Source organism: Klebsiella sp. w6 (genome assembly GCF_033100215.1).
GTDB classification, from domain to species: domain Bacteria; phylum Pseudomonadota; class Gammaproteobacteria; order Enterobacterales; family Enterobacteriaceae; genus Klebsiella; species Klebsiella variicola.
In genome coordinates, this window is the sequence record NZ_CP136907.1 from 2,958,194 (window position 1) to 2,972,163 (window position 13,970).

At 57.9% G+C, this 13,970-nt stretch carries 12 protein-coding genes; 8 read left to right on the forward strand and 4 right to left on the reverse strand.

What is annotated here, in order from left to right; translation table 11 throughout:
• Window positions 1-114: 114 nt before the first annotated feature.
• The 3 genes from R0140_RS14630 (at window position 115) to abgT (ending at window position 4,520) form a co-directional block, all read left to right on the forward strand.
• A complete protein-coding gene (locus R0140_RS14630; RefSeq protein ID WP_012541883.1) occupies window positions 115-1,425 on the forward strand; it encodes a M20 family metallo-hydrolase in 1,311 nt (436 codons plus the stop codon).
• Window positions 1,425-2,870, forward strand: coding sequence for a M20 family metallopeptidase (locus tag R0140_RS14635; RefSeq protein ID WP_046882171.1), 1,446 nt, complete (start codon window positions 1,425-1,427; stop codon window positions 2,868-2,870). Before R0140_RS14630 ends, R0140_RS14635 begins: the two co-directional genes overlap by 1 nt.
• A 123-nt stretch (window positions 2,871-2,993) precedes the next feature.
• Complete coding sequence (gene abgT, locus R0140_RS14640) at window positions 2,994-4,520, forward strand: p-aminobenzoyl-glutamate transporter (protein WP_008805061.1); 1,527 nt, start codon at window positions 2,994-2,996, stop codon at window positions 4,518-4,520.
• Between the two features lie 32 nt (window positions 4,521-4,552).
• On the opposite strand, the gene R0140_RS14645 is transcribed toward abgT, so the two are convergent.
• A complete protein-coding gene (locus tag R0140_RS14645) occupies window positions 4,553-4,711 on the reverse strand; it encodes a hypothetical protein (protein WP_012541886.1) in 159 nt (52 codons plus the stop codon).
• Window positions 4,712-4,968: 257 nt separating this feature from the next.
• On the opposite strand from R0140_RS14645, the gene ogt reads away from it, so the two are divergent.
• The 3 genes from ogt to uspE all read left to right on the forward strand — a co-directional run bounded on the left by ogt (window position 4,969) and on the right by uspE (window position 7,520).
• Window positions 4,969-5,484, forward strand: coding sequence for a methylated-DNA--[protein]-cysteine S-methyltransferase (ogt, locus tag R0140_RS14650; protein ID WP_022065676.1), 516 nt, complete (start codon window positions 4,969-4,971; stop codon window positions 5,482-5,484).
• Window positions 5,485-5,678: 194 nt separating this feature from the next.
• Entirely contained in the window at window positions 5,679-6,431 is a 753-nt protein-coding gene (fnr, locus tag R0140_RS14655; RefSeq protein ID WP_002903394.1) for a fumarate/nitrate reduction transcriptional regulator Fnr, read from the forward strand.
• 138 nt (window positions 6,432-6,569) lie between these two features.
• The gene (gene uspE, locus R0140_RS14660) at window positions 6,570-7,520 is read left to right on the forward strand and encodes a universal stress protein UspE (protein WP_008805063.1); all 951 of its coding nucleotides are present in this window, start codon (window positions 6,570-6,572) and stop codon (window positions 7,518-7,520) included.
• A 117-nt stretch (window positions 7,521-7,637) separates the two neighbouring features.
• Here the strand turns inward: uspE and R0140_RS14665 are convergent, their stop codons facing one another.
• From R0140_RS14665 to pntA, 3 genes are all read right to left on the reverse strand, one after another.
• A complete protein-coding gene (locus R0140_RS14665) occupies window positions 7,638-7,826 on the reverse strand; it encodes a YdiH family protein (protein WP_004887037.1) in 189 nt (62 codons plus the stop codon).
• 148 nt (window positions 7,827-7,974) lie between these two features.
• Window positions 7,975-9,363: a Re/Si-specific NAD(P)(+) transhydrogenase subunit beta gene (pntB, locus tag R0140_RS14670; RefSeq protein ID WP_012541888.1), complete on the reverse strand. Its 1,389-nt coding sequence runs from the start codon at window positions 9,361-9,363 to the stop codon at window positions 7,975-7,977.
• A gap of 10 nt (window positions 9,364-9,373) precedes the next feature.
• Window positions 9,374-10,903 carry a Re/Si-specific NAD(P)(+) transhydrogenase subunit alpha gene (gene pntA / locus R0140_RS14675; RefSeq protein ID WP_023340072.1) on the reverse strand — a complete coding sequence of 510 codons (1,530 nt, stop codon included), beginning with the start codon at window positions 10,901-10,903 and terminating at the stop codon, window positions 9,374-9,376.
• Window positions 10,904-11,424: 521 nt separating this feature from the next.
• Here pntA and ydgH point away from each other — a divergent pair.
• Together ydgH and R0140_RS14690 are read left to right on the forward strand one after the other, a co-directional pair.
• Entirely contained in the window at window positions 11,425-12,375 is a 951-nt protein-coding gene (gene ydgH / locus R0140_RS14685; protein ID WP_317703825.1) for a DUF1471 family protein YdgH, read from the forward strand.
• A gap of 177 nt (window positions 12,376-12,552) precedes the next feature.
• Window positions 12,553-13,935 carry an amino acid permease gene (locus tag R0140_RS14690; RefSeq protein ID WP_008805067.1) on the forward strand — a complete coding sequence of 461 codons (1,383 nt, stop codon included), beginning with the start codon at window positions 12,553-12,555 and terminating at the stop codon, window positions 13,933-13,935.
• Window positions 13,936-13,970: the final 35 nt, after the last annotated feature.

The window sequence follows — 13,970 nt, forward strand, 5'->3', positions numbered from 1 at the left end:
AATCCATCAGGCTGTGGCAGGTTAAGTGGGATACGGCCTGTAAAACGCAAGTGATAAACAAAAGCTATCACATCGTGAACACCGTCACATTTTTTACTTATGACAGGATGAGCTATGCCGCAACTTGATGAATACCTCCACCAGCTGGCGCCGGCCATGATCCAATGGCGCCGTGATTTTCACCTGCACGCGGAATCCGGCTGGCTGGAATTCCGCACTGCCAGCAAGGTGGCGGAGATCCTCGACGGGCTCGGCTATCAGCTGGCGCTGGGGCGCGATGTCATCGATGCCGATAGCCGGATGGGGCTGCCGGACGAGGATACCCTGGCCCAGGCTTTCGAGCGCGCCCGCGAACAGGGCGCGCCGGAACGCTGGCTGCCGGCGTTTGAAGGCGGTTTCGCCGGCGTGGTCGCCACGCTCGACACCGGGCGGCCCGGCCCAACCCTGGCCTTCCGCGTCGATATGGATGCCCTTGACCTCAATGAACAGCACGACGACAGCCACCGCCCTCATCGCGACCATTTCGCCTCCTGCAACGCCGGCATGATGCACGCCTGCGGCCATGATGGCCATACCGCCATCGGGCTGGGCCTGGCGCATGTCCTGAAGCAGTATGCCGCGCAGCTCAACGGGGTGATCAAACTGATTTTCCAGCCCGCTGAAGAGGGCACCCGCGGCGCCCGGGCGATGGTGGCCGCCGGCGTGGTGGATGACGTGGATTACTTCACGGCGATCCATATCGGGACCGGTGTGCCGCCAGGTACCGTCGTCTGCGGCGGCGACAACTTTATGGCCACCACTAAATTCGACGTGCAGTTCAGCGGCGTGGCCGCCCACGCCGGCGGCAAGCCGGAGGAGGGGCGCAACGCGCTGCTGGCCGCCGCCCAGGCCGCTCTTGGCCTGCACGCCATCCCGCCGCACAGCGCCGGCGCCTCGCGGGTCAACGTCGGGGTGATGCAGGCGGGCACCGGGCGCAACGTGGTGCCCTCTTCCGCGCTGTTAAAAGTGGAAACCCGCGGCGAAAGCGAAGCCATTAACCAGTACGTGTTCGAGCGGGCGCAGCACGTCGTCGCCGGGGCGGCGGCGATGTACGAAGCCCGCTACGAACTACGCATGATGGGTGCGGCGACCGCCAGCGCGCCGTCGCCGGCGTGGGTGGACTATCTGCGCGAACAGGCCGCCCGTGTGCCCGGCGTGCAACAGGCGGTGGATCGTATCGCCGCCCCGGCGGGCTCGGAAGACGCCACCCTGATGATGGCCCGGGTCCAGGCGCGCGGCGGCCTCGCCTCGTACATGATTTTCGGCACCGAACTGAGCGCCGGTCACCACAACGAGAAGTTTGACTTCGACGAGAGCGTCATGGCGCTAGCGGTAGAAACTCTGGCGCGTATCGCGCTTAACTTTCCCTGGCAGCGGGGGGTGTAATGGAAGCCATTTTTCAGTTTGTGGACGAGATGATTGAGACGCGACGCGAGGCGTACTGCGCCATCGCCGATGACATCTGGGATCACCCGGAGACCCGCTTTGAGGAGTACTGGTCCGCCCAACGCCTGGCGGATGCGCTGGAGGCAGAAGGTTTTCAGCTCACTCGCGATGCGGGTGGGATCCCGAATGCCTTTATCGCCAGCGTCGGCGAAGGCCAACCGGTCATTGCCCTGCTCGGCGAATTTGACGCCCTGGCGGGCCTCAGCCAGCAGGCCCACTGCGTGGAACCGACACCCTCGACACCGGGAGCCAACGGCCACGGCTGCGGGCACAATCTGCTCGGTACGGCGGCATTCGCCGCGGCGGTCGCCGCCAAAGCCTGGCTGCAACAGCATGGCGGCGCGGGCACGCTGCGCTTCTATGGTTGTCCCGGCGAGGAAGGCGGATCGGGAAAAACCTTTATGGTGCGCGAAGGGTTGTTTGATGATGTCGATGCGGCGCTGACCTGGCATCCGGAAGCCTGGGCCGGGATGTTCAGCACCCGCACCCTCGCCAATATTCAGGCGGCATGGCGTTTTACCGGCACCGCCGCCCACGCTGCGAATTCGCCGCACCTGGGCCGGAGCGCGCTGGATGCCGTCACTCTGATGACCACCGGCAGCAACTTCCTCAATGAACATATCATCGAGAAGGCGCGGGTCCATTATGCCATTACCGATACCGGCGGTGTCTCGCCCAACGTAGTGCAGGCTCAGGCGGAAGTGCTGTATCTGATCCGTGCGCCGGAGATGGCCGACGCGGAGCAGATCTTCGCCCGCATCGAGAAGATTGCTCAGGGGGCCGCGCTGATGACCGAGACTCAGGTCAGCTGCCGCTTTGAAAAAGCCTGCTCCAGCTATCTCCCCAACCGCACGTTTGAGGCGGCGATGTATCAGGCGGTCTGTCATTACGGTACCCCCGCCTGGAGCGACGAGGAGCGCGCTTTTGCCGCGGCGATACGCGCCACCCTCAGCGCCAACGATATTAACAACAGCCTGAACAATATTGCCGGCACCAGTGGGGAGGAAGGCAAAACGTTCGCTCGTCGCCACCGCGACACGCTGCTGATTGATGAGGTGGCGCCCTGGGCGGCCACGGATAACGTCCTCGCCGGCTCCACTGACGTCGGCGATGTCAGCTGGAAAGCGCCGGTGGCTCAGTGCTTCAGCCCGTGCTTCGCGGTGGGAACCCCGCTGCACAGCTGGCAGCTGGTGAGTCAGGGCAGAACCTCCATCGCCCATAAAGGGATGTTGCTGGCGGGGAAAGTGCTCGCGGCGACCGCGATCCGTTTATTCAGCGACAGCGCCCTGCTGGCGGCCGGCCAGCAAGAACTCAGGCAGGTACTGGCCGAACGCCCCTATCGTTGCCCGATCCCGGCGGAGGTGAGTCCGTCCGTTTTACGATAACCACTTAAGACAGGCTACTCCTGGCCAACGCTGACCGGCATCGCGGCACGCACCGACCATAATAACCGCCGGCAGTACGGGAGCAGGCCTGCCCAACACAACAACGACAACAGAGGAACGCCCATGAGTATGTCATCCATACCGTCGTCTTCCCCCGGCGGAAAGCGCTATGGCTGGGTAGAGAAGATCGGTAACAAAGTCCCGCACCCGTTTTTGCTGTTTATCTATCTTATCGTGGCGCTGATCGCGGCTACGGCGATACTTTCCGCCTTCAACGTCGGGGTGCAGAACCCTACGGATGGTTCACGGGTGGTGGTCAAAAATCTGCTCAGCGTGGAAGGGTTGCACTGGTTTTTGCCCAACGTCATTAAAAACTTCAGCGGTTTCGCGCCGCTGGGGGCGATCCTCGCCCTGGTGCTGGGCGCCGGCTTCGCCGAGCGGGTGGGCCTGTTACCCGCACTGATGGTGAAGATGGCCTCTCACGTCAGCGCCCGCTATGCCAGCTATATGGTGCTGTTTATCGCCTTCTTCAGCCATATCTCTTCTGACGCGGCGCTGGTAATTATGCCGCCGCTGGGCGCGCTGATGTTCCTCGCCGTCGGTCGGCATCCTGTCGCCGGCCTGTTGGCGGCGATTGCCGGTGTGGGCTGCGGCTTTACCGCCAATTTACTGATCGTCACCACCGACGTACTGCTCTCGGGGATCAGCACCGAGGCGGCAAAATCCATCGATGCCTCTTTGCACGTCAGCGTGATCGACAACTGGTACTTTATGGCGACCTCAGTGATCGTCCTGACGCTCGTCGGCGGACTGATCACCGATAAGCTGGTGGAGCCGCGGCTGGGCCAGTGGCAAGGCAGTCGTGATGAAAAGCTGCAGACCCTGACGCCCGAGGAGCGTTTCGGCCTGCGCATCGCCGGCGTGGCAACGCTGGTATTCGTGGCGGTCGTCGCCCTGATGGTGGTCCCCGAGAACGGTATTCTTCGCGACCCGGTTCAACATACGGTCATGCCCTCGCCGTTTATCAAAGGCATCGTGCCGCTGATTATCTTTTTCTTCTTTGTCGTGTCGCTGGCATACGGCATCGCCACCGGCAAAATTCGCCGCCAGGCCGACCTGCCGCAGCTGATGATTGAGCCGATGAAAGAGATGGCCGGGTTTATCGTGATGGTCTTCCCGCTGGCGCAGTTCGTGGCGATGTTCAACTGGAGCAACATGGGCAAGTTTATGGCCGTCGGTCTGACGGACCTGCTGGAGAGCGCCGGGATGAACGGCGTCCCGGCGTTTGTCGGGCTCGCGCTGCTGTCGGCTTTTCTGTGTATGTTTATCGCCAGCGGCTCGGCCATCTGGTCGATTCTGGCGCCGATCTTCGTGCCGATGTTTATGCTGCTGGGCTTTCACCCGGCCTTTGCGCAGATCCTGTTTCGCATCGCCGATTCATCGGTGCTGCCGCTGGCGCCGGTGTCCCCGTTTGTGCCGCTGTTTCTCGGCTTCCTACAGCGCTACCGACCGGATGCCCGCCTCGGCACCTACTACTCGCTGGTGCTCCCTTACCCGCTGATTTTTCTCGCCGTCTGGCTGCTGTTGCTGGTGGGATGGTATCTGGTGGGACTGCCGATCGGCCCTGGCATCTATCCGCATCTTCCTTAACCTGCTGACAGGCCAGGGATGGCCGTATAGCCTTAACGCGACACCTTCGTTTTCACTTTGCTGGCCGCATGATCCACACTGGCTAATTTATAGAAAAGCGCTTTGTACACCCTTTCAAACACCAGGGTCAGACCGTGGATCGCTAAGCCGCTGATGATCAATACCAGTACGCCAGTCAGTATATATTGCATAGCTCCACCTCTGAGTGATTAATAGCGCCGCGCTGAGGCGTCGGCACCCTACCGGGCGCGTGAAGCACCGGCATCGTCAGTTAAAAAGTAGCAAAAACCATGCCCGATAACCCGCCAGGATCGATCCAAAAATAAATCATTGTGGCTTACGCAGAGCGCCAGCCCGTGATGCGGCTTTATCTTTTGGGAGTATAGTTGACTGTCGTCAGCGCGTGGTATCGTGTGCCCCTCATGTACGATGGTGGATGACAGAAACGATGTTGACCTTGCTGCAGGATAAAATGGATACCCCGCTGGGGCCGCTGTGGGTACTTTGCGACGAACAGTTTAATTTGCGCGCCGTCGAGTGGGACGAGCACCGCGATCGGATGGAAACCCTGCTCGACGTTCACTATCGACAGGAAGGCTATCAGCGCGTCGACTGCCGCAACCCAGGCGGCCTCAGCAGTAAGCTGAACGACTATTTCGCCGGCGATCTGGCGATTATCGATACCCTGGCTACCGCCACCGCCGGCACACCGTTCCAGCGCCAGGTCTGGCAGGCGTTACGCGATATCCCCTGCGGCCAGGTGATGCACTATGGCCAACTGGCCGAGGCGCTCGGACGCCCCGGCGCCGCTCGCGCCGTGGGGGCCGCCAATGGCGCCAATCCGGTGAGTATCGTGGTGCCCTGTCATCGGGTCATCGGGCGTAACGGCACCCTGACCGGCTATGCCGGGGGTGTGCAGCGAAAAGAGTGGTTATTGCGCCATGAAGGGTATCTTTTACTTTGACTGAAAATGCCTTTTCTGGAATCTTCAGGTAATTTTACAATCAAACATAGCGAAATAATCTATTGCTTATCAATCAGATATACAGCCATTTTGATTTACCCTGCTGATATTACGTGTTTCCGGGTCTGAAGACTTACCTGCTGATCAAAAAGATGTTAAAATTGACCAATATCAATTAAGGCCTGAGCAGACATATGATCCCTGAGAAGCGAATTATTCGACGCATTCAGTCTGGCGGTTGTGCTATCCATTGTCAGGATTGCAGTATCAGCCAGCTCTGCATCCCCTTTACTCTGAACGAGCATGAGCTTGATCAGCTGGATAATATTATCGAGCGGAAAAAGCCTATCCAGAAAGGTCAAACCTTGTTCAAAGCCGGTGATGAGCTGAAGTCGTTGTACGCTATTCGCTCCGGGACCATCAAAAGCTACACCATCACTGAGCAAGGTGATGAGCAGATCACCGGCTTCCATCTGGCGGGCGATCTGGTGGGCTTCGACGCCATCGGCACCGGTCTGCACCCGAGCTTTGCGCAGGCGCTGGAAACCTCGATGGTCTGCGAAATCCCCTTCGAAACCCTTGACGATCTTTCCGGAAAAATGCCGAATCTGCGTCAGCAGATGATGCGCCTGATGAGCGGCGAGATTAAAGGCGACCAGGATATGATCCTGCTTCTTTCCAAAAAGAATGCCGAAGAGCGCCTGGCGGCGTTTATCTACAACCTCTCTCGTCGTTTCGCCCAGCGCGGCTTCTCACCCCGTGAGTTCCGCCTGACCATGACCCGCGGCGATATTGGCAACTATCTCGGCCTCACTGTCGAAACCATCAGCCGTCTGCTGGGGCGTTTCCAGAAAAGCGGCATGCTGGCAGTGAAAGGCAAATACATCACTATTGAAAACAGCGATCTGCTGGCCCAGCTGGCCGGTCAGGCGCGCAACGTCGCTTAATCTCTGCGCACCACCTGGTCACGATCGGCAATTTTTTAAGATTTGTTGATCTGACCAGGCTCCTCCCCTGTTTCAATTCATCCATATAGGTTATCTTTTTAGTAACTGACGGTAGCTGCAGTTGTAAGGAGACCCTGTATGGCGAAGTATCAGAGCATGCTGGTAGTAATCGATCCTAACCAGGACGACCAGCCGGCACTTAGGCGCGCGGTGTACTTGCACCAACGGATTGGTGGACGCATCAAAGCCTTTTTGCCGATCTATGATTTTTCTTATGAAATGACCACCCTGCTGTCGCCGGACGAACGCACGGCGATGCGCCAGGGCGTTATTGCCCAACGTACAGCCTGGATACGCGAGCAGGCGAAATTCTATATTGAATCGGGTGTGCCGATCGACGTAAAAGTGGTGTGGCACAACCGCCCCTTCGAAGCCATTATTCAGGAAGTTATTAGCGAGAAACACGACCTGCTGTTGAAGATGGCCCACCAGCACGACAAACTGGAGGCAGTGATCTTCACCCCCACCGACTGGCACCTGTTGCGTAAGTGTCCCTGCCCGGTGTGGATGGTAAAAGACCAACCGTGGCCGGAAGGTGGCAAAGCGCTGGTCGCGGTCAATCTCGCCAGCGAAGAGAATTATCACAACACCCTGAACGAAAAGCTGGTTCGGGAAACGCTGTCTCTGGCGCAAGAAGTTAACCATACCGAAGTACATCTCATCGGCGCCTACCCGGTGACCCCCATCAATATCGCGATTGAGCTTCCGGATTTTGATCCCAGCGTCTACAACGACGCCATTCGCGGTCAGCACCTGCTGGCGATGAAAGCGCTGCGGCAGAAGTTTGGCATCGATGAGAAATTCACCCACGTGGAAAAAGGCCTGCCTGAGGAGGTGATCCCGGATCTCGCCGAGCATCTGCAGGCGGGGATCGTGGTGCTGGGAACGGTCGGACGTACCGGCCTGTCAGCGGCGTTCCTCGGCAATACCGCGGAACAGGTGGTCGATCATCTGCGCTGTGACCTGCTGGTACTCAAACCGGAGGCCTACCAGACGCCGGTGGAACTGGACGACGACGACGACGATTAACCCTCTTCTCGTACCGCTCATCTTCCCCCGCCTCGCGGGGGATTTTTTTTGCTTGCTGCCAGTCAGGCACAAAAAAAGGGCCGCTGGCGGCCCCTGTCACTGTCCAGCGAGAATGGCTTAGTGGATACCCAGACGCCAGGCCAGATCGATCTCTTCTTTCAGCTCCAGCGATGAGAGCGCCATCAGGTCAGCAAACTCCAGCTCCAGCAGTTTCAGCTTTTTCAGATACTGCGCTGGGGTCATGACGGTAGTGTCGCGGCGTAAGAATTCGATGGCCATCTGCGTTGGGGTTAACTCGGTATCCATAATATCCTCTGTCTGATGTAATAACCGGGACATTATATCATCTCTCACCGCTTATTTTATGAACAATTCCAGGCATCTCTCCGCATATAAAAAAGCCGTCTCACAGGAGACGGCTTATAAACAAACGTTGTAAAACAAGCGTGCTACATTACAGCGCTTTCAGGATCGCATCGACGCTGGCTTTCGCATCCCCAAACAGCATATGGGTGTTCTCTTTGAAGAACAGCGGGTTCTGTACGCCGGCGTAGCCAGTGTTCATCGAACGCTTAAAGACCACCACGTTCTGCGCTTTCCAGACTTCCAACACTGGCATACCCGCGATAGGGCTCTTCGGATCGTCCTGCGCCGCCGGGTTGACGGTGTCGTTGGCGCCAATCACCAGCACGGTGTCGGTATCGCTGAAATCGTCGTTGATCTCATCCATCTCCAGCACGATGTCGTAAGGCACTTTGGCTTCCGCCAGCAGCACGTTCATATGCCCCGGCAGACGCCCGGCCACCGGGTGAATACCAAAGCGTACTTTGATACCCCGCGCCCGCAGCTTCTCGGTAATTTCTGCCACCGGATACTGCGCCTGGGCCACCGCCATACCGTAGCCAGGGGTGATGATCACCGACTGCGAGTTTTTCAGCATCTCCGCTGTCTCTTCCGCGCTAATCTCGCGATGTTCGCCCACTTCTTCATCGCCGCCGCTGGAAGACCCATCGGTGCCGAAGCCGCCAGCAATCACGCTGATAAAGGAGCGGTTCATCGCCTTACACATAATGTAAGAGAGGATGGCACCGGAAGAACCCACCAGCGCGCCGGTGACGATCAGCAGGTCATTGCTCAGCATAAAGCCCGCTGCCGCTGCCGCCCAGCCCGAGTAGGAGTTGAGCATGGAAACCACCACCGGCATATCCGCGCCGCCGATAGAAGCCACCAGGTGCCAGCCGAAGGCCAGCGCGATCGCGGTCATCACCAGCAGGCACAGGACCTGGGTACCAGTGCTGTCGGCGCGAACAAAAATCACCATCAGCACGAAGGAGACCACCAGCGCCGCCAGGTTCAGCTTATGGCGATTGGGCAGCATCAGCGGCTTCGAGGAAATTTTGCCGCGCAGTTTACCAAACGCCACCACCGAACCGGTGAAGGTGACTGCACCGATGAAGATGCCGAGGAACACTTCGGTCAAATGGATATTGACCAGAATCTGCTCCATCCCGGTTTCATGCTGCAGGTAGCTGTTAAAACCCACCAGCACCGCCGCCAGGCCCACGAAGCTGTGCAGGATAGCCACCAGCTCCGGCATCTCGGTCATCTCGACCTTTTTCGCCAGACGAATACCGATCGCCCCACCGATCACCATCGCGAGGATGATCCAACCGACGTTGCCGGCGTCCGGCCCCAGAATCGTGGCGATCAGGGCGATAGCCATCCCGGCGATGCCGAAATAGTTGCCCTGCTGCGACGTTTCGTGTTTCGACAGACCCGCCAGGCTGAAAATAAACAGGATTGCGGCAACAATGTATGCAGCTGTAACTAATCCACCAGACATGTGCTACCCCTTATCCTTTGCGAAACATTTTCAGCATGCGCTGAGTCACGGTAAAACCACCGAAAATATTAATGCTGGCGATCAGTACCGCGATAAAGCTCAGGAAGCTGACCCAGCCCCCGTGGCCTATCTGCAACAACGCACCAACAACGATAATGCCCGAAATCGCGTTCGTCACCGACATCAGCGGCGTATGCAGCGCATGGGAGACGTTCCATACCACGTAGTAACCTACTACGCAGGCCAGCGCGAAGACGGTGAAATGGCCAAGAAACTCTTTTGGCGCGACGTTCGCCAGCCAGCCGAAGAGGATAATCGCCAGCGCTATCAGGGCATATTTACGCCATGGGGACACCGGTTTTGCCGCTTCTTTCGGCGCTTCCACTTTTTTCGCTGCAGCCTGCGGCTGAGCGGAGACCTGAATCGGCGGCGCCGGCCAGGTGATTTCGCCTTCGCGCACCACGGTCACGCCGCGCACCACCACATCATCGAAATCGATAACAATGTTGCCATCTTTCTCTTTGCACAGCAGCTTCAGCAGGTTAACCAGGTTGGTACCGTAGAGCTGGGAAGACTGGGTCGGCAGACGGCCCGGCAGATCGGTGTAACCAATAATTTTCACGCCGTTGGCGGTGGTGACCACTTCGCCGGGCACGGTGTACTCACAGTTGCCGCCATTTTGCGAGGCGAGGTCGACCACCACGCTGCCCGACTTCATGGAGTCGACCATCTCGCGGGTGATCAGTTTCGGTGCCGGTTTACCCGGAATTAACGCCGTGGTGACGATGATATCGACATCTTTCGCCTGGGCGGCGAACAGCGCCATTTCGGCCTTAATAAAGGCCTCAGACATCACCTTGGCGTAGCCGTCGCCGCTGCCGGCTTCCTCTTTAAAGTCCAGCTCGAGGAACTCGGCGCCCATACTCTGCACCTGCTCCTTCACTTCCGGACGGGTATCGAAGGCGCGGACGATAGCGCCCAGGCTGTTGGCGGCGCCAATCGCAGCCAGACCGGCCACCCCGGCGCCGATGACCATCACCTTCGCGGGCGGAACTTTGCCTGCCGCCGTAATCTGTCCGGTAAAGAAACGGCCGAATTCATGGGCCGCTTCCACGATTGCACGGTAGCCGGCAATGTTTGCCATTGAACTGAGCGCATCCAGCGACTGGGCGCGAGAAATACGCGGCACCGAATCCATCGCCATCACGTTGATATTACGGGCCGCCAGTTTTTCCATCAGCTGCGGGTTTTGCGCAGGCCAGATAAAACTTATCAGCGTGGTTCCCGGATTCAGCAGTGCAATTTCATCGTCATTTGGAGCATTGACTTTGAGGATGACGTCAGACTGCCACACCTCGTTGCCCGTGACGATCTCAGCCCCTGCCTGGGTAAAGGCGGCATCGTCAAAGCTGGCCAGTTTCCCGGCACCGCTTTCTACCGCGACGCTAAAGCCGAGTTTAAGCAATTGCTCAACGGTCTTCGGCGTGGCGGCGGCCCGGGTCTCCTGGGCTAGCCTCTCTTGTGGTACACCAATACGCATAGTTTTCCCTTCCATCGGTTTTTGATGATGGTTTACTTTTCTGACCAACAACGACAAGACGGCGAAATCTTCCTCGCCATCTTCCGCTGTCTGCAAAATGAAACAGTAACAAACTTTTTATAACCTACTGAAAATAGCGATTGTGATCTACAGCGATAAAACAGAAATTTTGATTTTATTGCTTATTGTCAGCACAGATGGTTCCGGGCAGCAATATTTACCTGAATTTCTCACTCAGGCCTGATAATCCGCTTATCCAGCGTGATAAAACGCCATTTATCGCCATTGGGATCATTGTATTAACATTACGTTAACTAATAAAAGTGGTATCGATTATCGTTTTTGCTGGTCAAGCGGCTGTTTTTTCAACATATCGAAAAATGTTATCTTTCCGTAGTATACGATTCGGGCGGCAAGCAAAAAATGACGCAGACAGTCACAACGATTAAATGCAATAATCAAACGTTTTCAGTCAACAACAACACCAGTATATGGTTTGCGCAAGGCAAAGGATTATTTTTATGAAGCTTAAAAACACCCTCCTGGCGTCTGCTCTCCTGACAACCGCCACGTTGTCTGCCCATGCAGCGACCGAGTTGACCCCGGAGCAGGCGGCTGCGCTGAAGCCCTACGATCGCGTTGTCGTCACCGGCCGGTTTAATGCCATTGGCGACGCGGTACAGGCGGTATCGCGTAAAGCCGACAAAGACGGCGCGGCCTCATTCTATGTTGTCGACACGTCGGACTACGGCAATGGCGGCAACTGGCGCGTCACGGCTGACCTCTATAAAGACAACGCGCCGCAAGCGGATGCGCCGAAAAATCGCATCATCAATGGCGTGGTAGAACTGCCGAAAGATCAGGCCGTGACGCTGATGCCTTACGACACTGTCACCGTTCAGGGCTTCTATCGCAGCCAGCCGGAAGTCAATGATGCCATCACCAAAGCGGCAAAAGGGAAAGGCGCCTATGCGTTCTTTATCGTGCGCCAGGTGGATGCCAACCAGGGCGGCAACCAGCGCATTACCGCTTATATCTATAAAAAAGATGCTGAAAAACGCGTGCTGCAGAGCCCGGACGCCATCCCGGCAGACTCTGACGCCGGTCGCGCGGCGCTGGCCAAAGGCGGTGAAGCCGCGAAAAACGTGGAAATCCCGGGCGTCGCCACCACCGCAGCTGTAGGCTCAGGCACTGGCGTCGGTCGTTTCTTCGAGACCCAGTCTTCCAAAGGCGGGCGTTACACTGTCACGCTGCCGGACGGCACCAAAGTGGAAGAAGTGAACAAAGTGACCGCGGCGCAAATGGTGCCGTTCGATAATATCCAGTTCACCGGCAACTACGGCAACATGACGGAAATCTCCTATCAGACGGCGAAACGCGCGGCGAAGAAAGGGGCGAAGTACTACCACATCACCCGTCAGTGGCAGGAACGCGGCGGCAACATCACCATCAGCGCTGATTTGTACAAATAATCACTGCTGACTGGCTAAAAAGGCGGCGCAATGCCGCCTTTTCATTTTTTTTCATCCCCCGCCATTGCATGGCTCCCGGACACTCCGTAAAATCCCGCGCCTTAGCGCAATCCTCCATTTTTATGCGATTTCGCAAAATAAATATTCTGGAACAGCCATTTTCACCTCGGGAATGCAATGGAAAAGAAACTGGGCCTGAGCGCCCTGACCGCCCTGGTCCTTAGCTCAATGCTCGGCGCTGGCGTATTCAGTTTGCCGCAAAATATGGCTGCCGTAGCCAGCCCCTCCGCTTTGCTTATCGGCTGGGCCATCACCGGCGTCGGGATCCTGTTCCTCGCCTTCGCCATGCTGCTGTTAACCCGCATTCGCCCCGACCTCGACGGCGGGATCTTCACCTACGCCCGCGAAGGGTTCGGTGAGCTGATTGGCTTCTGTTCCGCCTGGGGATACTGGCTCTGCGCGGTGATCGCCAACGTCTCCTATCTGGTCATCGTCTTTTCGGCGCTCAGTTTCTTCACCGATACCCCTGAGCTGCGCCTGTTTGGCGATGGCAACACCTGGCAGTCTATCGCTGGCGCTTCGGTTTTGCTGTGGGTTGTCCATTTTCTGGTCCTGCGCGGCGTGCAGACGGCGGCGGGGATTAACCTGGTGGCCACCCTCGCCAAACTCCTGCCGCTGGGCGCGTTTATCGCGCTCGCCGCCCTGGCCTTCCAGCTGGATACGTTCCGCCTCGATTTCCGCGGACTGGCGCTGGGAATCCCCGTGTGGGAGCAGGTTAAAAACACCATGCTGATCACCCTGTGGGTGTTTATTGGCGTGGAAGGTGCCGTCGTGGTTTCTGCCCGCGCCCGACACAAGCGCGATGTCGGTCGCGCAACGCTGCTGGCGGTGCTCTCCGCCCTCACGGTCTATCTACTGGTCACCCTGCTGTCGCTGGGCGTGGTGCCGCGCAGCGAACTGGCCGGTATGCGTAACCCGTCGATGGCGGGACTGATGGTCAACATGATGGGTTCGTGGGGAGAAATCGTGATTGCGGCGGGCCTGATCGTGTCGGTGTGTGGCGCCTACCTGAGCTGGACGATTATGGCTGCGGAAGTGCCTTTCCTGGCCGCCACGCATAAAGCCTTCCCGCGCCTGTTTGCGCGCCAGAACCGCAACAATGCCCCGTCCGCCTCGCTGTGGCTGACCAATATCAGCGTTCAGGTATCGCTGGTGCTGATCTGGTTGACCGGGTCGGACTACGGCACCCTGCTGACCATCGCCTCAGAGATGATCCTCGTTCCCTATCTGCTGGTCGGCGCCTTTCTGCTGAAAATCGCCACTCGCCCGCTGCACAAAGCGGTGGGTATCGGCGCCTGCATTTATGGCTTATGGTTATTATACGCGTCGGGACCTGTGCATTTGCTGTTGTCGGTGGTACTTTACGCTCCGGGTCTTCTGGTCTTTTTGTACGCTCGACGTACGCACCAGCACGATCGTTCGCTCAAACGCCGCGAATTGGCGCTAATTGGTTTATTGCTGGTTGCCGCTGTGCCGGCAACGTGGATGCTGGTGGGGTAAGCGCTCGCCCTGCCGCAGAACGCATAGGAGATACC